Origin of the sequence: Prevotella communis, from assembly GCF_022024115.1 — a bacterium.
Lineage (GTDB): Bacteria > Bacteroidota > Bacteroidia > Bacteroidales > Bacteroidaceae > Prevotella > Prevotella communis.
On the sequence record NZ_CP091792.1, the window covers coordinates 297,732 to 320,603 of the forward strand.

At 48.6% G+C, this 22,872-nt stretch carries 15 protein-coding genes and 1 tRNA gene; 12 read left to right on the top strand and 4 right to left on the bottom strand.

All coding sequences use genetic code 11. From position 1 onward, the window contains the following. Positions 1 to 108 precede the first annotated feature (108 nt). Positions 109 to 182 (bottom strand) — tRNA-Asn (locus L6468_RS01175). Between the two features lie 172 nt (positions 183 to 354). Between L6468_RS01175 and L6468_RS01180 the strand changes: the two genes are divergently transcribed. The 9 genes from L6468_RS01180 to sufB all read left to right on the top strand — a co-directional run bounded on the left by L6468_RS01180 (position 355) and on the right by sufB (position 13,434). Beyond that, entirely contained in the window at positions 355 to 2,016 is a 1,662-nt protein-coding gene (locus L6468_RS01180; protein ID WP_237794472.1) for a S41 family peptidase, read from the top strand. A 111-nt stretch (positions 2,017 to 2,127) separates the two neighbouring features. Further along, a complete protein-coding gene (gene rimP / locus L6468_RS01185) occupies positions 2,128 to 2,598 on the top strand; it encodes a ribosome assembly cofactor RimP (RefSeq protein WP_091816527.1) in 471 nt (156 codons plus the stop codon). Positions 2,599 to 2,610: 12 nt separating this feature from the next. Beyond that, positions 2,611 to 3,870, top strand: coding sequence for a transcription termination factor NusA (gene nusA, locus L6468_RS01190; RefSeq protein ID WP_091816523.1), 1,260 nt, complete (start codon positions 2,611 to 2,613; stop codon positions 3,868 to 3,870). A gap of 37 nt (positions 3,871 to 3,907) precedes the next feature. Next, on the top strand, positions 3,908 to 6,835 hold the full coding sequence (gene infB, locus L6468_RS01195) for a translation initiation factor IF-2 (protein WP_237794475.1): 2,928 nt from the start codon (positions 3,908 to 3,910) through the stop codon (positions 6,833 to 6,835). Between the two features lie 29 nt (positions 6,836 to 6,864). After that, the gene (locus tag L6468_RS01200; protein ID WP_237794476.1) at positions 6,865 to 7,644 is read left to right on the top strand and encodes a M15 family metallopeptidase; all 780 of its coding nucleotides are present in this window, start codon (positions 6,865 to 6,867) and stop codon (positions 7,642 to 7,644) included. Between the two features lie 254 nt (positions 7,645 to 7,898). After that, on the top strand, positions 7,899 to 9,830 hold the full coding sequence (locus L6468_RS01205) for an FN3 associated domain-containing protein (protein WP_237794478.1): 1,932 nt from the start codon (positions 7,899 to 7,901) through the stop codon (positions 9,828 to 9,830). Between the two features lie 44 nt (positions 9,831 to 9,874). Next, the gene (locus L6468_RS01210) at positions 9,875 to 10,051 is read left to right on the top strand and encodes a hypothetical protein (protein WP_237794479.1); all 177 of its coding nucleotides are present in this window, start codon (positions 9,875 to 9,877) and stop codon (positions 10,049 to 10,051) included. 777 nt (positions 10,052 to 10,828) lie between these two features. Next, entirely contained in the window at positions 10,829 to 11,497 is a 669-nt protein-coding gene (locus L6468_RS01215) for a four helix bundle suffix domain-containing protein (RefSeq protein WP_091851213.1), read from the top strand. Positions 11,498 to 11,928: 431 nt separating this feature from the next. Beyond that, the gene (gene sufB, locus L6468_RS01220; protein ID WP_091816509.1) at positions 11,929 to 13,434 is read left to right on the top strand and encodes a Fe-S cluster assembly protein SufB; all 1,506 of its coding nucleotides are present in this window, start codon (positions 11,929 to 11,931) and stop codon (positions 13,432 to 13,434) included. Between the two features lie 12 nt (positions 13,435 to 13,446). Here sufB and L6468_RS01225 read toward each other — a convergent pair whose 3' ends face one another. Together L6468_RS01225 and L6468_RS01230 are read right to left on the bottom strand one after the other, a co-directional pair. Next, positions 13,447 to 15,447, bottom strand: a complete 2,001-nt coding sequence (locus L6468_RS01225; protein ID WP_091851210.1) for an ATP-binding protein — start codon at positions 15,445 to 15,447, stop codon at positions 13,447 to 13,449. Further along, entirely contained in the window at positions 15,444 to 16,136 is a 693-nt protein-coding gene (locus tag L6468_RS01230; RefSeq protein WP_091816504.1) for a hypothetical protein, read from the bottom strand. Before L6468_RS01230 ends, L6468_RS01225 begins: the two co-directional genes overlap by 4 nt. 142 nt (positions 16,137 to 16,278) lie before the next feature. Here L6468_RS01230 and sufC point away from each other — a divergent pair, with 142 nt between their 5' ends. Continuing rightward, a complete protein-coding gene (gene sufC / locus L6468_RS01235; protein WP_091816501.1) occupies positions 16,279 to 17,034 on the top strand; it encodes a Fe-S cluster assembly ATPase SufC in 756 nt (251 codons plus the stop codon). Between the two features lie 83 nt (positions 17,035 to 17,117). Then, on the top strand, positions 17,118 to 18,473 hold the full coding sequence (gene sufD / locus L6468_RS01240; protein WP_237794481.1) for a Fe-S cluster assembly protein SufD: 1,356 nt from the start codon (positions 17,118 to 17,120) through the stop codon (positions 18,471 to 18,473). A 95-nt stretch (positions 18,474 to 18,568) separates the two neighbouring features. Here sufD and L6468_RS01245 read toward each other — a convergent pair whose 3' ends face one another. Further along, positions 18,569 to 19,327 (bottom strand): hypothetical protein, encoded by a 759-nt coding sequence (locus L6468_RS01245; RefSeq protein ID WP_091816495.1) that lies wholly within the window; start codon positions 19,325 to 19,327, stop codon positions 18,569 to 18,571. Positions 19,328 to 19,581: 254 nt separating this feature from the next. On the opposite strand from L6468_RS01245, the gene L6468_RS01250 reads away from it, so the two are divergent. Beyond that, positions 19,582 to 22,863 carry a SusC/RagA family TonB-linked outer membrane protein gene (locus tag L6468_RS01250; protein WP_237794487.1) on the top strand — a complete coding sequence of 1,094 codons (3,282 nt, stop codon included), beginning with the start codon at positions 19,582 to 19,584 and terminating at the stop codon, positions 22,861 to 22,863. The last annotated feature ends 9 nt before the right edge of the window (positions 22,864 to 22,872 follow it).

Below are 22,872 nucleotides of genomic sequence, written 5' to 3' on the forward strand. Positions count from 1 at the left end.
GGGATGAATCGGAAGGACCCGAGAATTGTCTGAGATGTGATAGGGAAATAAAAAAATACGGGAAGGAAATATAAACAAAAAATCCCAACCTTGCGATTGGGATTCTTGCGCTTCAGGATGGGCTTGAACCAACGACCCCCTGATTAACAGTCAGGTGCTCTAACCAACTGAGCTACTGAAGCAGTGCTTTCGTTTTCTCGATTGCGGGTGCAAAGGTACGGCGAAAATTTGAATTCTGCAAACTTTTCGGGAAAAATTTTCAATGAAACGTGATTTTTTTATAAAAAGTAGGGGAAAAAGGTGCATTTTTAAGTAGAATGCGCTAAATTTGCAGGCAAAATAATATATAAAGATATGAACAGGCGTATAAAAACCATACTGATATCACTACTGATGTTGCCCCTGACAGTCACAGCTCAGACCAATCATCAGTTGGAGGTGGGTAAAAATCTCGATATTTTCAATGCGTTGTACAGTAATCTGGATCTGTTTTACGTGGATACATTGAATCCCAAGCAGACCATGACGGCAGCCATTGACGGGATGTTGCGCTCACTGGACCCCTATACCGAGTATTATCCTGAGGAGGAGACCAAGAACCTGAAGATGATGCTGACGGGTAAGTATGCGGGTATTGGTGCGCTGGTGAAATATCACACCCGCTTGAAGCATGTGGTGATTGACGAGCCCTACGAGGGGATGCCTGCAGCAGAGGTGGGCTTGAAGAAGGGTGATATCATCCTGAGTATTGATGACTCCGTGATGACCGACAAGCAGGTGTCGTATGTCAGTTCGCATCTGCGTGGTGATGCCGGCACCACCTTCGTGCTGAAGGTGAAGCGCCCCTCTACCGGTAAGGAGATGAAGTTCAAGATTACCCGTAGGAATATCAAGTTGCCCGAACTGCCTTATTGGGGCATGCGTCCAGACTCTATAGGCTATATCAACCTAAACCAGTTTACCGAGGGCTGCGCCAAGAGTGTGCGTCGTGCCTTCGTGGAACTGAAACAGCAGGGTGCCAAGGGACTGGTGTTCGACCTCCGCGGTAATGGCGGCGGTTCCGAGATGGAGGCTGTGGATATCGTGAATATCTGGGTGCCCCAGGAACAGACCGTCGTAGAGAACCGTGGAAAGGTGCGTCAGGCCAACCGTGTGTATAAGACGCGCCTGGAGCCAGTGGATACAGTGATGCCTATCGTGGTGCTGGTGAATGGCGAGACAGCCTCGGCTTCAGAGATTACCAGTGGTGCGCTGCAGGACCTGGACCGTGCAGTAGTATTAGGTACGCGTACGTACGGTAAGGGACTGGTGCAGGTGCCCCTTGACCTGCCCTATAATGCCAACGTGAAGATTACCACCTCTCATTATTATATCCCCTCTGGCCGTTGTATCCAGGCGGTGAACTATAAGCGTAACGGTAAGGAGCGTATTGCCGATTCCCTGACGAACGTCTTCTATACCCGTGGCGGACGTGAGGTGCGCGATGGCGGCGGCATCAAGCCCGATGTGGAACTGAAGAACGACACCATGCCGAATATCGCCTATTACCTCTCGGCTGGCGGACTGGATTCTACGGAGGTGCTCTTCGATTATGTGGTGGACTATATTGATCATCACCCCACGATAGCACCCGCAAAGGACTTCCATCTGACTGATGCCGACTGGCAGGCATTCCGCCAGCGAGTCATAGAGAGTGGTTTCTCTTACGACCCCGTGTCGCAGAAACAGTTTGACGAACTGGTAAAGACGGCGAAGTTCGAGGGCTACTACGACGATGCCAAGGAGGCTTTCGAGGCTCTGGAGAAGAAGCTGAAGCACGACGTGGCCAGCGACCTGGATAAGCATCGTGAAACCATCCAGCAGATTCTGGAACTCGACATCGTTGGAGCCTATTATTACCAGCGTGGCAGCATTGAGGCAGGGCTCAATTACGACAAGCAGTTGAAGGAAGCCGAGCGCCTGTTGAAGACCCCTGCTGAATATCGTAAAATACTGGAACCTAGGCAGAAAAAGTAAAATATACATAGAAAAATTTGCAGGAATGGGGAAAAAGTCGTACCTTTGCACCCGTTCAGTGGAATGAGAGACCCGCAAGGGCCTCTCATTCTTGTTTAAATAACCGTTAGAATGATAACGAAAGAGACATTAAAGACTTTAACGGAAGAGTGGCTGCAAGGTCAGTCGGGCTACTTCCTGGTAGACATTGAGATGTGTGATGACGACCGTATCGTCATCGAGATCGACCATGCCGATGGCGTATGGATTGAGGATTGTGCCGCATTGAGCCGTTTCCTTCAGGAGAAGGTAGGCGACGAGATGGGCGACTATGAATTGGAGGTAGGCAGTGCCGGTTTGGGACAGCCTTTCAAGGTGGAGCAGCAGTATGCTAACCACGTTGGCGATGATGTAGAAGTTATTGATGCCGATGGCAAGAAGATTGTAGGTGTGCTGAAAAGCGTAGAGGGCCGTACGTTCGTCATTTCTACTCAGGAGAAGCAGATTCCTGAGGGCAAGAAGCGCCCTGTGAAAGTGGAAGTAGACAAGACTTACTCTATGGATGAGGTAAAATCTACAAAGTACGTGTTGAATTTTAAATAAAAAAACAGATAAATGGCAACAAAGAAAGAAATTGCAGGTCCCAGCATGTTTGAGACCTTTCAGGAGTTTAAGGAAACCAAGAATATTGACCGTACCACATTGGTGAGCGTGCTCGAGGAGAGCTTCCGCAATGTGCTGGCCAAGATGTTTGGTTCTGACGAGAACTTCGACGTGATTGTAAACCCTGACAAGGGTGACTTTGAGATCCACCGTAACCGTGTGGTAGTAGCCGATGGTGACGTGAAGGATGAAAACAAGGAGATTTCTCTCACCGAGGCTCAGAAGATTGAGCCCGACTACGAGGTAGGCGAGGAGGTTAGTGAGGCTGTAGACTTCACTAAGTTCGGTCGTCGTGCTATCCTGAACCTGCGTCAGACGCTGGCTTCAAAGATTCTGGAGCTCGACCACGATGCCCTCTATCAGAAGTATAAGGATAAGGTAGGCACCGTTATCAGTGGTGAGGTTTACCAGATGTGGAAGCGCGAGGTGCTCCTCATGGACGATGAGGGTAACGAACTCCACCTGCTGAAGGGCGACCAGATTCCTTCTGACACCTATCGTAAGGGTGAGACCGTACGTGCCGTTGTGAAGGAGGTGCAGAACGAGAACAATAATCCTCGTATCATGCTGAGCCGTACCAGTCCTGAATTCCTGAAGCGTCTGCTCGAGGCTGAGGTGCCCGAGATCGCTGATGGCCTGATTGCTATCCGTCGCGTGGCCCGTATGCCAGGTGAGCGTGCCAAGATTGCCGTTGAGAGCTTCGACGACCGTATTGATCCCGTAGGCGCTTGTGTAGGTGTGAAGGGTAGTCGTGTACATGGTATCGTTCGTGAGCTTGGTGGTGAGAATATCGACGTGATCAACTACACCAGCAACGTGCAGCTGTTTATCCAGCGTGCCCTCTCTCCTGCCAAGGTTACCAGCATCACGCTCGACGAGGCTAACCACAAGGCTGAGGTTTACCTGCAGCCCGAGGAGGTTTCACTGGCTATCGGTAAGGGTGGTATGAACATCAAGCTGGCTTCTATGCTGACAGAGCACACCATCGATGTATTCCGTGTGGTTAACGAGGGTGAGACCGATGAGGATATCTACCTCGACGAGTTCAGCGACGAGATCGACCAGTGGGTTATCGATGCCATCAAGGCTCTGGGTTACGACACTGCTAAGGAAGTGCTCAACGCTCCTCGTGAGCTGCTCATTGAGAAGGCCGACCTCGAGGAAGAGACCGTTGACCATCTGCTGGAAGTGCTCCGTGCGGAGTTCGAATAATTATCAAGTATCAATTATCAATTATCAATTCGACTAAATGGGAGTAAGATTAAATAAAGTATTAACAGAACTGAATATAGGACTTCAAACGGCAGTTGATTTCCTGAAGAAAAAGAGCAGTCTGGGCGAGATTCGCGACGACGCTACCACCAATACCAAGATTACTGACGAGCAGTATGAGGCGCTGGTGCGTGAGTTTAGTGGCGACAAGGCCGTGAAGACGCAGGCCGAGAAACTCTTCACCAAGATGAAGGAGAAGAAGGATAAAAAGCCTGCTGAGAAACATGCGGCACCCGCTCAGGAGAAAAGCGACGACGCTGCACCTGCCCGTCAGCAGTTCAAGCCCCTGGGCAAGATAGACCTCGACAGTCTGAACAAGCCCAAGGCAAAGGCTGCCGAACCTGTTGTAGAGACAAAACCCGAGCCCGAGGCACCTGCCGAGCCCGAGGCTCCCGTAGTGAAGGAGGAGAAGAAAGTGGAGGCTGTAAAGCCTGCCGAGCCAGAGGTGGCAGAGCCCGTGAAGCCTGCAGAGCCAGAGCCTGTCAAGGAGGAACCTGTCAAGGCTCCTGTGGAGGAAGTGTCAAATGATGCTCCTGAGGCTAAGGAGGCTGAAGCACCCAAGGCAAAAGAAACTCCCGCAGAAACAGAGCCTGCTAACGATGGTCCTGAGATCTTCACCCTGAAGAGCGAGGCCAAGTTGGCTCCAAAGGTGAACGTACTGGGTAAGATTGACCTCTCAACCCTGAACCAGAGCACTCGTCCTAAGAAGAAGACGAAGGAGGAGAAGCGCAAGCAGCGCGAGGAGAAGGCTGCTCAGATGCATGGCGGTGCCAACAACGGACAGCCAGGCGAGAAGCGTAAGCGCGAGCGCATCCGTGGCGGTAAGGTTGACATTGAGGAGGCTGCAAAGCAGCAACAGCAGGGTCAGAACCAGAACAACAACAAGAAGAATAAGAACAAGGGAGGCAACCAGAACTTCCAGGACAATAACAACAACCAGCAGCAGGGCGGTAAGAACAAGAAGAACAAGAACCGCCAGCCTGTTCGCTCTATCGAGGCCAACGAAGAGGATGTTGCACGTCAGGTTAAGGAGACGCTGGCCCGTCTGACCTCAAAGACCTCTCAGAACAAGAAGGGTGCCAAGTACCGTAAGGAGAAGCGCGATGCCGTCCAGGAGCGTATGAGCGAGGAGATGGCAGCAGAGGCAGCACAGAGCAAGGTGCTGAAACTCACGGAGTTCGTTACGGTTTCTGAGCTTGCAACCATGATGGACGTACCTGTTGTGAAGGTCATCGGTACCTGTATGTCTGTGGGTATCATGGTGTCTATCAACCAGCGTCTGAATGCAGAGACCATCAACCTCGTTGCCGAGGAGTTCGGTTTCACCACAGAATATGTTTCTGCCGAGGTGCAGGAGGCTATCACCGAGGAGGTGGACGATGAGAACGATCTGGTTTCTCGTGCACCTATCGTCACGGTGATGGGACATGTTGACCACGGTAAGACTTCGTTGCTCGACTATATCCGCAATACCAATGTGATTGCCGGTGAGGCTGGTGGTATCACTCAGCACATTGGTGCTTACAACGTGACGCTGAAGAACGGTCAGAGCATCACCTTCCTGGATACTCCTGGTCACGAGGCCTTCACGGCTATGCGTGCCCGTGGTGCCCAGGTGACGGATATCGCTATCATCATCGTGGCTGCCGACGACTCTGTGATGCCTACTACCAAGGAGGCTATCGCTCACGCCCAGGCTGCCAACGTGCCAATGGTGTTTGCTATCAACAAAATCGATAAGCCAGGTGCCAACCCCGATAAGATTCGTGAGGACCTGGCCAATATGAACCTGCTCGTAGAGGAGTGGGGTGGTAAGTACCAGTGTCAGGAGATCAGTGCCAAGAAGGGTATTGGTGTCTATGAACTGCTGGAGAAGGTGCTGCTCGAGGCCGAGATGCTCGACCTGAAGGCTAATCCTAACCGTAAGGCTACAGGTTCTATCATCGAGTCTTCTCTCGACAAGGGTCGTGGCTATGTCTCTACCGTGCTTGTATCTAACGGTACGCTGAAGGTGGGCGACGTGGTGATTGCTGGTACTGCCTGGGGTAAGGTGAAGGCTATGTTCAATGAGCGTAACCAGCGCATCGAGAAGGCCGGTCCTGCCGAGCCAGCTATTATCCTGGGTCTCAACGGTGCTCCTACTGCTGGTGACTCGTTCCATGTGATGGAGAGTGAGCAGGAGGCTCGTGAGATTGCCAACAAGCGTATCCAGTTGCAGCGTGAGCAGAGCTTGCGTACCACGACGAAACTTGGTCTGGACGAACTCTCACACCGTATCGCTCTGGGTGAGTTCCATGAGCTCAATATCATCGTTAAGGGTGATACCGACGGTTCTATCGAGGCCCTCTCAGACTCGTTCATCAAGCTCTCTACGGAGAAGGTACAGGTCAACGTTATCTCTAAGGCCGTAGGTCAGATTTCAGAGAACGACGTGATGCTGGCATCTGCTTCTCAGGCTATCATCGTGGGCTTCCAGGTGCGTCCTTCAAGTGAGGCTCGCCGCTTGGCTGAGCGCGAGGGTGTGGAGATCAATACCTACTCAATCATCTACGATGCTATCGACGATGTGCGTTCTACCATGCAGGGTATGCTCGACAAGGTGAAGAAGGAGGTCGTTTCTGGTCTCATCGAGGTGAAGCAGGTATTCAAGATTTCAAAGGTGGGTACTGTTGCCGGTGGTCTGGTTACCGAGGGTAAGGTACACAACAAGGATAAGGCTCGCGTGATCCGTGATGGTATCGTGGTTCACACCGCTCCTATCGATGCTTTGAAGCGTTATAAGGACGATGCTAAGGAGGTGGCTACAGGTTTGGAGTGTGGTATCTCTCTGGTCAACTTCAACGATATCCAGGTGGGCGATATGATTGAGACGTTCACTGAGATTGAGGTGGAGCAGAAGTTGTAAGAAGGTGACAGGTGAAAAAGTTTACCGCTATGAAGAGGAAAGAATTTTGGACTGCTTTTGTGCTGCTTTGCGCTGTTGTGGTGCTGAGCGCATGTGGGTCAAATCGCGACGAGGATGCGGTCAGTCCTACTGATGATTCCAGTCAGTTTGTTACGCTCACCGATGCCGTGCCCGATGCCATCCTTGAGATACGTTATTACGGCACCTACAATTTCGTAGGTGCACGTATTGACGGCTACTTGGAGCCTACGGCACTGCTCACCCGTGTGGCTGCCGACAGCCTGCGTGCTGTCAGCGACGACGTCATCAGTCAGGGTTATCGCCTGAAGATCTATGATGCCTATCGTCCGCAGAAAGGTGTAGATCATTTTGTACGCTGGGCAGAGAATGTCTCTGACACGCTGATGAAGACCTTCTTCTATCCCGATCTTGACAAGAGCGTGCTCTTTGAGCAGGAGTATATCTACGAGAAGAGTGGGCATACGCGTGGCTCTACCGTTGACCTGACGCTCTTCGACATGCAGACAGAGAAGGAGCTGGATATGGGTGGCACGTTCGACTGGTTTGGCCCTGAGAGTCATCCTGACTTCTGTGGCAATCCTGAGACGGGCGAATACACAGGCGATAACTCAAAATCGCCAGCTGGTCGCAGCATCACCCCTGAGCAGTTTCGCCATCGCATGATTCTGCGCGAGGCTATGCTTCGTCATGGCTTCAAACCGCTGGACAGCGAGTGGTGGCACTTCACTTTAGCCAACGAACCATTCCCCGATACTTACTTCACTTTCCCAGTGAAGCAACTGAAGTAAAGCTTACGGATTATACAAAATAATGAGAGCATGTCAGCAGATGCGTTGGCATGCTCTTTTTTTGTAAAGACAGAGTAACACAAGAACAAAGACACAATAACTTTTTTTAAAAGACACAATAACAAAATAACATAATATTTTTTTTGCGTTTTAATGAATATACACTAACTTTGCATCGTCATATATCTCAACCGTAAATGATAGCGCTTAGCGCTCCCATAGACCTAAATTATAGTAAACTCAATTATACAGCTATGAAACATTTTAACTTATTAAAAACGACGCTCCTGCTATGTGCCCTGATAGTAGGTAGTTTGAGTGGTTGGGCAGAAGAGACGACTGCAACTTTGGATATGACAAAAGCACAAACATCGCCAGTCGTTGTAAATGGAGTAACGTTCAGTTGGACTAGCTCTTATATTATAACAGGAGCAGCTTCCGATGCAAGTAATGGCTTTGGAGGTAAAAGTGGTACTGCAGACATGACTATCACTATTCCTGAAGGGAAAAAGTTGGTGGGAATTTCTAAAGTAAATGGAAACAACTGGGGCTCGACAAATATAAACGTTTACGCAGGTACGGATACAAAAGGTAGTTTGGTTACAGAGATTAAACAGTCTACAAATTCATATACAATTTCAACTAATAATACGGGTTCTACATATTATCTTGTAACCTCAGCTAAAAAAAATGCTTGGATAAAATCGTTAACTATTCAGTATGATGACGCCTCTACCAGTGGCAAAAAGTCTGTAGATGCTCCGACCTTCTCTCCTGCAGCAGGAGCAATCACGGCAGGAACAACGGTTACCTTGACACAAGCAACCGCTGATGAAATCCGTTACACGCTTGATGGTACAAATCCAACTAAGACCACGGGAACTGTATATTCGTCTCCTATTGAAATTACGACTCCTACTACGATAAAAGCCATTGCTGTCAAAGGTGATGATGTTAGCTCGGTGATTGCAGCCGAATATACAATTAATGTTAATTCGCCCGAATTCAATATCCTTTCTCAAGGAAACTATTTGAATGGTACAGAAGTAACGTTAGCTTCTGCTGGTAATACCATTTATTATACTACAGATAATACTACACCGACGAGTTCAAGTATACAATATTCTTCTCCTATTTCTCTTGATGGTAAGATGACAATTAAGGCAATCGCCTATGATTCTTATGGTAATTCAAGTGGGGTCGTTACTCGAACTATGACAGGTATAGCCCCAGCCACATTGCCTTTTAGTTGGGCTGGCGGTACAACAACTGAATTCACGAGTATGACGGGTGTTATAGGTGGTTCCCTTGGAAATTATTCTGATAATAATAGACCTTATCTTGTACAGATGGATAAGACGGGTGATTACATTGAAATCTTTATGGATGCAAAACCAATCAAGCTTGCAATTGGGGTTAAAATGATTGGCGGTGGATCTACCTCAAAGATTACAGTTCAGGAGTCTGTAAATGGAGTTGATTTTTCTGATGTTGAGGAACTTACAATAAGTGGCTCTCAAAACAGTGTAGTTAATCTCGAGACATCCGAAGACTTTTCTGCTACTACAAGAGTTTTAAAATTATTGTTTACGAAAGGAAGTAATATTGGTGTTGGCCCAATTAGTATAACTTCAGAAACTTCTCCCGTATCCATAAGCGCAGCAGGCTTTGCAACGTTTGTTAGTGATTTTGACTTGGATTATTCTTCTGTTCCTGGTTTGAAAGCATATAAGGCAACTGTAGATGGCGTCACTATTTCATTTGACAAAGTAACTACCGTTCCTGCAGGAGAGGGTGTTTTACTTCAGGGTGATGAAGGTACATATGATGTTCCTCTTACTTCTGGTGTTACTCCTTGGGCTGATGACGACAACGCATTCGTGCGTGGTACTGGTGCTGCTGTTGCAACAGGTGATGGTCCTTACAACTATATCTTGAACAAGGTTAATGGTGTTGTTGGCTTCTACAAGGCAAACGGCCAGACTGTTGCGAAGAACCGTGCATACTTGCAGAGCATGACTGCTGCTGCTCGTATCAGCCTGAACTTTGATGAGGAGACGACAGGTGTCTCTGAGGTAGCGAAGTCAGATGTCAATAACAAGGTATTTGATCTGCAGGGTCGTCATATTGCTCAGCCTACAAAGGGCCTGTATATTATGAATGGCCGCAAGGTACTTGTTAAATAATACGTGAAAATAACTATTCAAACTCTAATATAAAGATAAGAAATATGAAAAGAACATATATATCACCAGAAACGATTCAGGTGAACGTTGAGGTTCAAAAGCTGATGGTAAATTCGTTCACAAAGGATGCTAGTGGCGACGTTACTCAAGGTGAACTCATAGATGAGAATGCTGACGAACCTGGTTTGTCTCGTCAAAGCCTCTGGGATGACGAAGATTAAATCATTAAAGACCGATGTTCGCAAGGATGTCGGTCTTTTTTAATGTCTCACAGGATTTGTGACAATTGTGACAAATGACAACGCGTTTTTTTTCTTCTTCCACGCAGATGAGGATAGAGATGATAATAGATGATGATATTAATAATGAAATAGATAATTGATAATTTACTTACTTACTTCTATTCTTATTACTAAGCCCTTCTCCACCATGTGCGCAAAAATGACTGTCACAATTGTCACAATTGTCACAGCCTCGACGAGATGCAGCCCTTGTACTTTTTCCCATGAAGACTCCATGTTTCGGATAGTTGTCTTATTTACAATCTGTGGTCATTTGGTCAAGGTCATTTGGTCAAAATCAATTTCGGGAACGCGGTCATTGCTCACTATATATAAATATAAATATTTATATTATAGTGGCGGATTTTGACAGTCAGTTTTCGATTTTGACAAATGACCAAATGACCAAATGACCGTGCAAGACAAAATAGACAAAATACGTCGTTGACGTACTCCGTGTACGTCGTCCGCGAACTCTGAGTCCGTCGCCTACGTACGGAATAAAGAGAAACGACGAGTTACTGATAGAGAAACGACGAGTTACTGATAGAGAAACGACGAGTTACGACCACTAACAAGAAAAAACATGTGGACAGGCGTTTTTTTTCTTGATAAGTGAGAGACGTCAAAGTGTTGTTTTAGGTACTTCAGCTCTGAAATGAAAAGAAAGGTATGCTTTCCTTTTGCATTTCGCACGCTTATTCGTACCTTTGCACTATGGAATACAATACGAAGGGTAAGGTATTAAAGAAAGCTGTAGTTTGGAGAGACCTGTATTTCTACCGTAAGAGTGATGCAATCTATCAATTGACAGTTGATTTCTGCCATCGATTCCTGCCTCTTTATGGTGATCGTACAGTAGACCAAATGGTGCAGGCTGCACGTAGTGGCAAACAAAATATTGTTGAGGGTAGTGAAGATGGCCAGACCAGTTCGGAGATGGAGATAAAACTGCTGAATGTGGCACGAGGCAGTCTTCAGGAATTACGGTCAGATTATCTGGATTACCTTAATACACACCATCTTTCGATATGGCCAGCAAATAACGAACGACAGCAACGACTTCGAGTTTTTTGTCATTCTCATAATGACTTTAGTGACTATGAACCATTGGTCGCTAAAATGAATGATGAGGAGATGGCGAATCTACTGCTTACTCTTTGTCATCAGACAGACAAGATGATGTGTGCCTATTTGGAGAAACTGGAGCATCGTTTTGTGACGGAGGGTGGTATCAAGGAACGTATGCATGCGGCCCGTACAGGCTATCGTCAGGAGGTGGATGCGCGTCTGCGTGCCTTGGAAGCTGAGAATCTGCAGCTAAAAGCTAGAATTAAGGAGCTTGAGGGGTTGTTGGGAGAGATAGGGAAGCCTAGGAAGGTATAGGAAACCCTAGGCATTTTTAGGAAACCCTAGGCATTCCTAGGAAATCCTAGGTGGTCCTAGGTTAGCCTAAACAGTCCTCGAACTCCTAGTTAATTATCTGTAGTACAATGTTATACTGAGGGTAGTAGAATCTTAAAATGAACACGATAAATGTCGAAATAACACATATAAAAATCGAGGATTATTCGATGAAATATGGCAGATTAACACACTTTAACTTAAAATGCTTTCAAGATTGAAAAATCTGCTTTATCTTTGCACTCGATAAAGATGATAACATTGGTTTACTATAATTTTATATTCTACTACCTGAAATATACGCAAAAAAGGCTGAGTCCAAGTGGACATCGGCCTTTTTTATTTAAAATAGGTGAAAATGGGGTAGGAGTGGAGTTTTTTTTGTAATTTTGCAGACCGAAAAGAACTTGAGAATGGAAGATAACAATCAGAAGATACAGAATCAGCCCGAGCAGGACAACGCACTGGTGCGCCGTATTGCTGAGCAGAAATACGAATTTGGTTTCACAACAAATGTCGATACCGAGGTGATCCCCGTGGGATTGAACGAGGATGTGGTGCGACTGATTTCTGCGAAGAAAGGTGAGCCGGAATGGATGCTGGAGTTCCGCCTGAAGGCTTTCCGCTACTGGAAAGAGCAGCAGGAGCCTAAGTGGGGCCATGTGCATGTACCTGAGATTGACTATCAGTCCATTTCATATTATGCCGACCCCATGGCTAAGTCGAAGGAAAAGGGAAAAGTGAATAGTGAAAAATCTGCTACCGCTGAAATAGACCCTGAATTGACAAAGACCTTCGATAAACTGGGTATCCCCTTGGAAGAGCGTCTGGCACTGAGCGGCAATACGGCTGTGGATGCCATCATGGACTCTGTGTCCGTGAAGACTACCTTCAAGGAGAAACTGCGCGAAAAGGGCGTTATCTTCTGTTCTATCGGTGAGGCTATCAAGGAGCATCCTGACCTGGTACGTCAGTATCTGGGCACGGTGGTTCCCTATAAGGACAATTTCTTTGCTGCACTCAACTCGGCTGTCTTCAGCGATGGCTCGTTTGTCTATATCCCCAAGGGCGTGCGCTGTCCTATGGAACTGAGTTCCTATTTCCGCATCAACGCCAGGAATACGGGGCAGTTTGAGCGTACGCTGATTATTGCCGACGATGATGCCTACGTATCATACCTCGAGGGCTGTACGGCCCCGATGCGCGATGAGAACCAGTTGCATGCGGCTATCGTGGAGATTATCGTGATGAACCGTGCCGAGGTGAAGTATTCTACCGTGCAGAACTGGTACCCTGGCGACGAGAACGGTAAGGGCGGCGTGCTGAATCTGGTGACGAAACGTGGCGACCTGCGTGGTGTAGATTCCAAACTCTCGTGGACACAGGTAGAGACGGGTTCGGCCATCACTTGGAAATATCCCTCATGCATCCTGCGCGGCGACCGTTCACAGGCTGAGTTCTATAGCGTGGCCGTGACCAACAACTATCAGGAGGCCGATACGGGTACGAAGATGATTCACCTGGGCAAGGATACCAAGTCGACGATTATCTCGAAGGGTATCTCGGCAGGACACTCGCAGAACTCGTACCGCGGACTGGTGCGCGCTGCTGCTACAGCAGATAATGCGCGCAACTACTCGTCGTGCGACTCGCTGTTGTTGGGTTCCGACTGTGGTGCACATACCTTCCCCTATATGGACGTTCACAATGATACGGCTATCTTTGAGCACGAGGCTACGACCTCAAAGATTTCAGAGGCACAACTGTTCTATTGCAACCAGCGTGGCATACCTACCGAGCAGGCTGTCGGACTGATTGTCAACGGCTATGCGAAAGAGGTGATTCAGAAACTGCCGATGGAGTTTGCCGTAGAGGCACAGAAACTGCTCAGCGTATCGCTGGAGGGTACCGTAGGATAGGAAAATCCCACCTTATTTATTTAAAGGCAATGTCATGATGAAACGGGCACCGCTGGTATAAGTGGTGTCAAGGACGACGTCGCCACCCAGACGGTTGGCTATGCTGCGGGCCACAGTAAGACCGATACCCGTGCCTTCGTTGTTCTCATCGAGCTGCACAAACTCCTCGAAGATATGTTCGGCCTCGGCCTTGGGCACACCGATGCCAGTATCCTCAACGGTATAGCGTACAACCTTGTCTGAAGGCACGTCAACCTTCAGATGGATGGCACCCTCCCTGGTGTATTTCTCGGCATTGTCAAGCAGCAGCACCAAGGCACGCGTAGCAGCCTGCTCGTTGGTCTGGATACGTACGTCGTTAGTACTATTATCCTGTTGCAGGTCAATGGGAATCTTGTATTTATTGCCAATGGGGAAGGCATTCATCGCCTCTACGGCAATCTGGGTGGCAGGGATGTTTTCAGTACGCTCTATCACCGTCTTGCTGCTGGCCTCACTCATCTCCAGCATCTTGTTGACCAGTTCGGTGATGCGCACGGTATTCTCCATGATCTTACGGTTCATGTCCTGCTTGGTCTCCTCGTCGAGCTTGATATCGGGCGTAGAGATAATCTGCGCAAAACCACTCAGGATATTCAGCGGCGTACGTATCTCGTGCGACATCTGATGGATGAACGAGGTCTTCATGCGCGATGACTCCTTGGTCTTCTCGTTGGCTATCTCCAGTTGGTAGTAAGCCGTCTCCAGTCGCATGGCAGCCTTATGGCGGAAGAAGATAATCAGCACGAAGAACAGGATAATCAGGGCGAGGGCTACGATGGTGGCCACCATGCGCTGGCGTGCCATATCAGCCTTCTGCTGTACGAAGACCGTCTCTTTCTGCTGCAGGTTATAGAGGGTGGCCAGTTCCAGGGCCTCGTCCTGCTGCGTCTGTACGATAGCGCTGTCGAGGGCCGTACAGATCTCCATACCAATGTATACGGCAGAGTCGAGTTGCTGAGCACCTACATTAGCCCTGTATTTCGGCAGGAGATAATGCTGGATGATGTCGAGCGAGAGCTTGATGCCGTATTTGCTGACCTGCTCGTCGAAAATCTCAAAATTATGGGCTGCCTCTTCCCAGCGCTTAGCTGCCATCAGATAGGTGGTAGCCTCCAACTTACCCTCGTTGGTCCTGGCATAGTCGGTCAGGCGGGCCTTGTCGTAGGCCTTTGCTGCCTCGGCATGCTGTCCCAGTCCCTCCAGGGCGGTGGCACGATAGAGGTTCAGGCGCGTCTTCTGCTTGTCGAAGAAGGTCTGTTCGGCATCAGGCAACATCTGGTATTGGTTGAGCAGTTCCTCTAGGTGTGAAACCCAATAGAAAGCCTCTGTGAAACGCTTCTGCAGGAGGTAATTATCCGTAATGGTGATAACACCCACTATGGCATTGGTATACTGGCTGGCCGTAGGGTCTTTGGTGGTCATTTGGGAATAGCGCAGGTAGGCCTGGTCGAAATTCACGGCGGCCTCTGTAGGCTTCTCCAGTTTCAGTTGGCAGCAACCCAGGGTGACCAGCAGATAGGTATAGTCGGAAGTCTCGTCCAGTTTTGCCTCCTTCATCATCTCCATGGCAGGGATGGCCACCTTCATCGTGGCCTCATATTCGCCCTTGAGCAGCAGGATGCCTGCCAGTCGGTTGGCCGACTTCGCATAGTATTCCTTATCCTCGTCTGTCTGGATGTCGAGCGAGATGGCACGTTGCCAGTTGCTCTCTGCCAGGCGCATCTTCTGCTGACGCGAGAACGCATAGCCGCGCCAGTAGCAAGCCTTCATGTCAGACAGCTCGCCAGTCTTCTGCATACTGTCAGCCAGGATAATCAGACTATCGTAGTTGTGATTCTTATAGGCTATGTTGATGAGGCTGTCGGCCTGGTTGGTGTTGGCGACGATGACGTATTTCTCACCACAGGAACAAAACGTGGTGATGATGGATAAGGTTGCCAACAGGAAAAGGATAAGGCTGGTTTTCTTCATGAGAGATATTTTCCGTAATTGCTAATGGAATAGGCGATATACATAAACATGCCTGCACCTGATGTGAGGAGCAGGAGGAAGGGGATGATATCGTTGGGGAAAATAGCGGTGATAGCCACGCTGCCTATACCAAAGAGTACAATACAGTCGCAGCATACTTGCATCCAACGAATGAATTGCATCACGTTGCCGGATGTCATGCGTATCATGCGGAGACTCACGCGGTTGTAGGTCCTGTAGAACGTGAATACCGACCAGGCCGCATAGGCAAAGAAGATGCAGAAGGCCAGGCAGACATACGTTGGCGCATGGTGCCACAGCATGGCTACGGTCCAGTAGGTGATAAGGCCTACAACATAGATAAGAAGGTCGCGAATCACGACGCCCTTCGTCAGGTAATTCGGATTAAGCAGGGGAATATAGCCCCAGTTGAAACAGATGGCTCCGATATGGAAGAAGCTCACGGTGAGTGCCGATGCGGCAGTGGGCCAGGTGTAGCGCCATAGGAAGATGGCCTGGATGAAGTAGCCTAAGCCAAAAGCAACGAGCCACAAGATAGTCAGCAAACGTGCACGAAGGTATACGGTTTGCTGGCGATAGGCCTTATTGCCTACAAAAAGGATGCCCCCCATGGCCAAGTTGATAAGTCCGGTCAGTATAAGGGTAACAATGTAGATTGCCTGTTCCATTTTTTGATCGGTAGATATTTTCGCGACAAAGTTAAGCATAATAAATGAGAAAACTAAATATTATGGAGGATTTTTGCGTTTTCTCTTTGAATTTCTTATGTTTTTCCGTAACTTTGCACTCTGAAATGAATAATTACTTAAGATGTTAGAAGTAAGAAACCTGCATGCCAAGATTGGCGATAAAGAAATATTGAAGGGTATTGACCTGGTGATTAATGATGGCGAGACACATGCTATCATGGGTCCTAACGGTTCTGGTAAGTCTACGCTCAGCGCTGTGCTCGTGGGTAATCCACTCTACGAGGTGACTGAGGGTGAGGCTTTCTTCAACGGCAAGAACCTGTTGGAGATGAAACCTGAGGACAGGGCTCACGAGGGTCTTTTCCTGAGTTTCCAGTATCCTGTGGAGATTCCTGGCGTCAGCATGAACAACTTCATGAAGGCTGCCATCAACGAGAAGCGTAAGTATCAGGGACTGGAACCTCTGAACGCTGCTGAGTTCCTGAAGCTGATGCGCGAGAAGCGTAAGGTGGTAGAGCTCGACTCAAAACTGGCTAACCGTTCGGTAAACGAGGGCTTTAGCGGTGGTGAGAAGAAGCGCAATGAGATTTTCCAGATGGCTATGCTGGAACCGAAGTTGAGCATCCTTGACGAGACAGACTCAGGTCTGGATGTGGATGCAATGCGTATTGTGGCCGAGGGTGTGAACAAACTGCAGACACCTGAGACCAGTTGCATCGTGATTACCCACTACGACCGACTGCTGGAGATGATCAAGCCTCAGTTCGTGCATGTGCTCTACAAGGGAAAGATTGTGAAGACGGGTGGCCCTGAGCTGGCTGTCCAGATTCAGGAGCACGGCTACGACTGGATTAAGGAAGAAGTGGGAGAGGAGTAGTCTTAAGGGAAAAGTGAAGAGTGAAAAGTGAAAAATTTCTTGCCGTGCAAGCGTCCAAAGGCCGAGCGGCTACCGCACTTGATATGCAGTCTGAACAACAATACATAGAACTATACAATGAGGCACGTGAGATGATTTTCTCGCATGCCCCAGAGGCGATGAACGCTGTGCGTGATGAGGCCTTTGAGGACTTTAAGGCCCAGGGCTTCCCGTCTAAGAAGGTGGAACGCTATAAATATACGGATATCCAGAAGCTCTTTGAGCCTAACTTTGGTGTGAACGTCAATCGTTTGCAGATTCCTGTGGATCCCTACGAGACCTTCCGTTGCGACGTGCCCAACCTGAGTACCAGTCTCTATTTTGTGGTGAACGATATGTTTTTCCACGACGAGAAACCAAAGGGACATCTGCCTGAGGGTGTGGTTATCGGCTCTATGCGTGACTATCCTGAGCTGGTGAGCAAGCACTACACGAAGTTGGCTAAGACCAGTGAGGATGCCGTTACCGCACTTAACACGATGCTGGCGCAGGATGGCCTGCTGGTGTATGTGCCTAAGAATGTGAAGGTTGACCGTGCCATTCAGGTGATTAATATCCTGAAGGCAACGCCTCAGAATGCGCAGCGCGTGGTGCCCGACCTGATGGTGAACCGTCGTGTGCTCATCGTGGTGGAAGAGGGGGCAGAAATCAAGATGCTGTTCTGCGACCATGCCGCTGATGACCGCAACTTCCTGACCACGCAGGTTATAGAGGCCTTCGTAGGCGAGAACGCTTCGCTGGACCTCTACTGTCTGGAGGAGACGCATTATAAGAATGTACGTGTAAGCAATGTGTATATTGACCAGCAGCGCGACAGTCGTGTGACGCATAATGTCATTACGCTGCATAATGGTGTGACACGCAATAAGCTCGACCTGACATTCTCGGGCGAGGGTGCTGAGTGCCAGTGCTATGGTTGTGTGATAGCTGACAAGAAACAGCATGTGGACAATAACACGCTGATAGCACATAAGGTGCCTCATTGCACATCCAACGAACTTTATAAGTATGTGCTCGACAATCAGGCGGTGGGTGCCTTTGCCGGCAGGGTGCTGGTAGAGCATGGTGCTCAGCAGACTGCCTCGCAGATGACGAACCAGAACCTCACGGCCACGAAGGAGGCACGTATGTACACCCAACCGATGTTGGAGATTTATGCCGACGACGTGAAATGTGCCCACGGTTCTACGGTGGGACAGCTGAATGATGCGGCACTCTTCTATATGCGCCAGCGTGGTATCTCTTTGGAGGAAGCCCGTCTGCTTCTGCAGAATGCTTTTGTCAACGAGGTGATAGACCACATGCAACTGGAGCCTCTGCGCGACCGTCTGCATTACCTGGTGGAGAAGCGCTTCCGTGGCGAACTGAATAAATGCACAGGATGCAAGCTTTGTAAGTGAAAAGGGAATAGTGAAAAGTGAAAAATTTGCTACCGCAATATGAAAAAGGCGAGGACCAAAATCCTCGCCTTTGTTGTTGGTGTTATGCTTTTGTTTTACTTCTTCAGCATCTTCTTGCCTTCCTGCACGTAGATGCCTCTGTCGGTCTTGTTGAGCTTACGTCCGCTCAGGTCGTAGGTTTCGTCAGATGATGTCTTGATGGTCACGCTCTTGAGGGCTGTGACGTCTGACTGCTTGAGGTGTACGATGCGAAGCTCTTTAGCAGTAGATGCCTGCTTGTCCCAAGAGAAACCACAACGGGTGGGGAGGAAAGCCTTGTCGGCCTCGGTGCGGATAAGCACGGCCTCCAATGGGGTGACGTCCTGCTTGGCAGGAATGCCGTATAGACCGTTTTTCGTTACGGTTTCCCAGTTGCTACTGAAGGTCACGGCGTTCCCTTTGTTATCGCTCATATGGATAGCTTTCAGTTCGGTGTTGAGGTTAAGGGCATCGCTATTCTTCAGGCGCAGATACTGACTCTTGGGTGAGTTGATCAGATAGGGCACACCAGCCAGAAGACCTTCGTTGGTGCACTCCACGAAATAGAGGTTCAGCACGTTGCCTTCCTGCTGGATGCTTAGGAAGCGCTCGGCTTTGAGGTCGCCCAACTGTTCAGCTGATACCGACATGGGCAGACAGAGGGTGTTGTAGCCTGCAAAGAGATAGCGGTTCAGTTGTACGGTCTGATTCGTGTTCTGTAGCAACTCTGTGTTCAGTTTCTCAGAACTGGCATAGATGTTTCTCACCTGGCCTTGTGCAAACGCAGAGGTGCTCAGGGCCGTTACCATTGTTACTGCAAGTAATAAGTGTTTCATACGCTATAAGTTTTAAGTGTTTAGTCTCTGGGTGCAAAGATACAATTTTTTTCTTTATCATCATCACTTTTGGCGAATATTTTTTTCTGGAATCTTTCAAGGCATTTTGGTTATAGTTTTGTTGTAATTCTGCGTTTTTGGTTAGCATTTTGTTGTAAAATGGCGAAAAAAGTAAGAAAGTAGTACAACTTTTTACTCAACGCTTTGCGTTTTATGAAATTTTTTGTATTTTTGCGACCTAAAACATTCGATTCATGAGATTGTATCTTCTATTTATCTCCTTTGTTATCCTATTTGCCGGTGAAGTGAAAGCGCAACGCATGGTGACGGGTACTGTGTCAGACACAAAAGGTGAACCTCTTTATGGCGTGACGATAGCAGTCAAGAATGGAAAGCATACGGCTGTTACAGGACTTGATGGAAAGTACCGTATTCCTGTGGACAACGAGAATGCTGTCTTGCTGTTCCGTTATGTGGGTATGGAACCTTACCAGACGACCGTGAAAGGTCAGGTGACGGTGGATGTGAAGATGAAGGACCAGACAACCCAACTGGCTGAGGCTGTGGTGGTGTCAACGGGTTATCAGCGACTGAGTCGGGAGCGATCAACTGCCGCCTTCGGTTTTGTGGACTCTACCAAACTGAATCGCGTGATGCATAAGGATATCCTGTCGGCCCTGGAAGGACAGGTGGCCGGCCTGCGCATGGATATCAATCCGAATACGGGCGAGGGTAGTCCTGTATTGCGTGGCGTGGGCACATTATCTACCAGTATAGGTACGAAACCACTGATTGTGGTAGATGATATGGCCACCGACATGGAACTGAGTGAGATTAATCTCTATGATGTGGAGTCGGTAACGGTACTGAAGGATGCCGCTGCTGCCAGTATCTATGGTGCCTTGGCGGCCAATGGCGTTATCGTCGTCACAACCAAGCAGGGAAAGAGTGAGAAGACAACGGTCAGCGTGAATGCCGACTGGTATATCTCTACCAAGCCAACGTTTGATGCGATGCACTACGCCTCGACATCGGATATTATTGACTACGAGACCAATGTCTATAATGCACGTGTGAACAGCAGTGGTAGTGTGGCAACGCTCTTTAACAGTTTCTCCAAGAATTATTATTCACCGCTCTATCAGCTATACCGCGATCAGGCGGAGGGGCGCATCACGCAGGATGACGTGGACCGCACACTCGGACAATGGCGACAGAATGATTACTATAATCAGTATCGTGACCTGGTATGGCGCTCGGCAGTTACCCAGCGGTATAATGTGTCTTTGTCGCAGAAATCACAACGGTCCAACCATTTTGCCTCGTTTAACTATGAGCACGACAAGAACCGTGTGAAGAATGATAACAGCGATGTCTTCAGTATTTACTTGAAATCGAATTTCAAGCTGAATAAGTGGCTGAGCATCAAGTTGGGTATTGATACACGATTCTCCAATAGTCAGGTGCCTGATTACGCATACACCAATTATAATATCCAGGAGCGCTATGCCTCTATAGTAGATGCGCAAGGCAACCTGGTGATGACGCCGTATGTGAATATCAGCGGATTTGCAGGTGGTTCGCTCAACGGTTCGGCCATAGCTGACAGTCAGCAGCAGCTGGCCAGTTCGGATGTGCTGATGCCTTTCTCATTTAATGTGCTGCAGTCGCTTGATGAGAGTCTGACGCAGAACCGCAACCTACGTATGCGTCCGTTTGTCAATGTGGAGGCGAAATTCCTTAAGTGGTTTAAGTATAACCTGATGTTCCAGTATGAATGGACACAGTCACGTACGGAGAAGTATGACGAGCCCAACTCCTACCTGATGCGTATGACGCATAATGCGCTGATAGACCTGGATGGTGTGAGTCAGTTGCCATCGGGTGGACGTTATCGTCAGACAACCAATAACACGCGTCGTTATACCTTCCGTAACCAGTTGAACTTTGAGAAGAGTTTCCTGGAGTCAAAGCATCATGTGAATGCCATCATGGGTTTTGAGTTGAGGGAGAACCGTGCTGCACGTCCGATAGAGCAGCAGATGTATGGCTATAATGACGTGGCGCTCACTTCTGTACGCATGGACTGGGCGTCGCTGAATAATGTGGGCGTGGAGAGCCTGGTCTATGGTAACACCGTGAAACTTGGCGGTCCTGCCACCAGTCAGACGGAGATATTCCATCGCTATGCCTCATTCTATGCCAATGTAGGCTACGATTACCTGTATCGTTATAACATCACGGGTAGCATACGCTGGGATGAGGCCGACCTCTTTGGACTGGATACGAAGAATCAGCATCACCCGTTGTGGTCGGTGGGTGCCGGATGGAATATCTCTGAGGAGGCATTCATGAAGGATTTCTCATGGCTCGACTTCCTGAAGCTGCGTCTTACCTATGGTGTGAATGGTAATGTGGACCAGAGCAGCACCACATATTTCGTGGCTCGCTACCGTACGGAGAATAATGATCCTACGAATACGCAGTACTTGAGATATACGGATGACAACCTGCCGAATCCCAGACTGAGATGGGAGAAGACGTCGACATTCAATGCTGGTGTGGATTTCCGCGTGCTCAATAATGTGCTGAGCGGTTCGCTGGAGTTCTATAACCGTGTAGGTGATGACCTGCTGGTACGTAAGTACCTGGACTCTACGCTTGGTGCTACACAGCGTGTTATCAATAACGGAAAGATGCGCAACCAGGGTGTGGAACTGCAGCTTAATGCCAATCTGCTGCGCACAAAGGACTGGACATTGTCTGCTGGTTTCAACATCGCATGGAACCATAATAAGATGTTGCGTGTAGAACATTCTTCTACTGATATCGCCTCTAACTTCATTACTGCTCCTGCCAACTACTTCGTGGAGGGTACGAGCTATAATACCCTATGGGCTTATAGGTTGAGCCGTGTGGTGAATGGCTATCCTGTCATCCTTGATGCGGATGGCAACGAGATGGCTACATTTGATGCTGATGGTAATCCTACAGAGGTTCAGGTGTCATCAACGCTGAAAGGAACTGACGCGCTGGTGAATATGGGCAGTCTCGTTCCTGTCTATAATGGTTCGCTGACTCTCAGTCTGCGTTGGCGTGAACTGGAGCTGAACACGTTGCTGGTATATGCCGGTGGTAACAAACTGCGTCTGGATGCGACGGACATGAACTCATACCAGATGGTTACGGACCACGTGAACGACCATACCGTGAAGCACTATTACGAGATGCCAACAGGTAGCGTGGCTCAGCAGTATGCCTCTACTTTCTCTGAGTGGTGGCGTTATTGCGACGCACAGGTGAAGCCTGCTGACTATATCAAGATGCGTAGTATCAGTATGGCATACCATCTGCCGGAGGCTGTCACGAAGAAACTGCATATCGGACAGACACGTCTGACACTGCAGGTCAACAACTTGTTCTATTGGTCAAGGGTGGGACATGATATCGATCCGGAGTCTTATTCCCTGAACTCTGCCTCACGCACGCTCCTGCAACCCAAGACATTCAGTATCGGTTTCTCTACATCATTCTAACAGACTGTC

What these genes read in the sequence shown, in the direction of transcription:
- L6468_RS01180 (WP_237794472.1), top strand. Translation starts at nt 355, where the DNA reads ATGAACAGGCGTATAAAAACCATACTGATATCACTACTGATGTTGCCC.
- rimP (WP_091816527.1), top strand. Translation starts at nt 2,128, where the DNA reads ATGATAACGAAAGAGACATTAAAGACTTTAACGGAAGAGTGGCTGCAA.
- nusA (WP_091816523.1), top strand. Translation starts at nt 2,611, where the DNA reads ATGGCAACAAAGAAAGAAATTGCAGGTCCCAGCATGTTTGAGACCTTT.
- infB (WP_237794475.1), top strand. Translation starts at nt 3,908, where the DNA reads ATGGGAGTAAGATTAAATAAAGTATTAACAGAACTGAATATAGGACTT.
- L6468_RS01200 (WP_237794476.1), top strand. Translation starts at nt 6,865, where the DNA reads ATGAAGAGGAAAGAATTTTGGACTGCTTTTGTGCTGCTTTGCGCTGTT.
- L6468_RS01205 (WP_237794478.1), top strand. Translation starts at nt 7,899, where the DNA reads ATGAAACATTTTAACTTATTAAAAACGACGCTCCTGCTATGTGCCCTG.
- L6468_RS01210 (WP_237794479.1), top strand. Translation starts at nt 9,875, where the DNA reads ATGAAAAGAACATATATATCACCAGAAACGATTCAGGTGAACGTTGAG.
- L6468_RS01215 (WP_091851213.1), top strand. Translation starts at nt 10,829, where the DNA reads ATGGAATACAATACGAAGGGTAAGGTATTAAAGAAAGCTGTAGTTTGG.
- sufB (WP_091816509.1), top strand. Translation starts at nt 11,929, where the DNA reads ATGGAAGATAACAATCAGAAGATACAGAATCAGCCCGAGCAGGACAAC.
- L6468_RS01225 (WP_091851210.1), bottom strand. Translation starts at nt 15,447, where the DNA reads ATGAAGAAAACCAGCCTTATCCTTTTCCTGTTGGCAACCTTATCCATC.
- L6468_RS01230 (WP_091816504.1), bottom strand. Translation starts at nt 16,136, where the DNA reads ATGGAACAGGCAATCTACATTGTTACCCTTATACTGACCGGACTTATC.
- sufC (WP_091816501.1), top strand. Translation starts at nt 16,279, where the DNA reads ATGTTAGAAGTAAGAAACCTGCATGCCAAGATTGGCGATAAAGAAATA.
- sufD (WP_237794481.1), top strand. Translation starts at nt 17,118, where the DNA reads ATGCAGTCTGAACAACAATACATAGAACTATACAATGAGGCACGTGAG.
- L6468_RS01245 (WP_091816495.1), bottom strand. Translation starts at nt 19,327, where the DNA reads ATGAAACACTTATTACTTGCAGTAACAATGGTAACGGCCCTGAGCACC.
- L6468_RS01250 (WP_237794487.1), top strand. Translation starts at nt 19,582, where the DNA reads ATGAGATTGTATCTTCTATTTATCTCCTTTGTTATCCTATTTGCCGGT.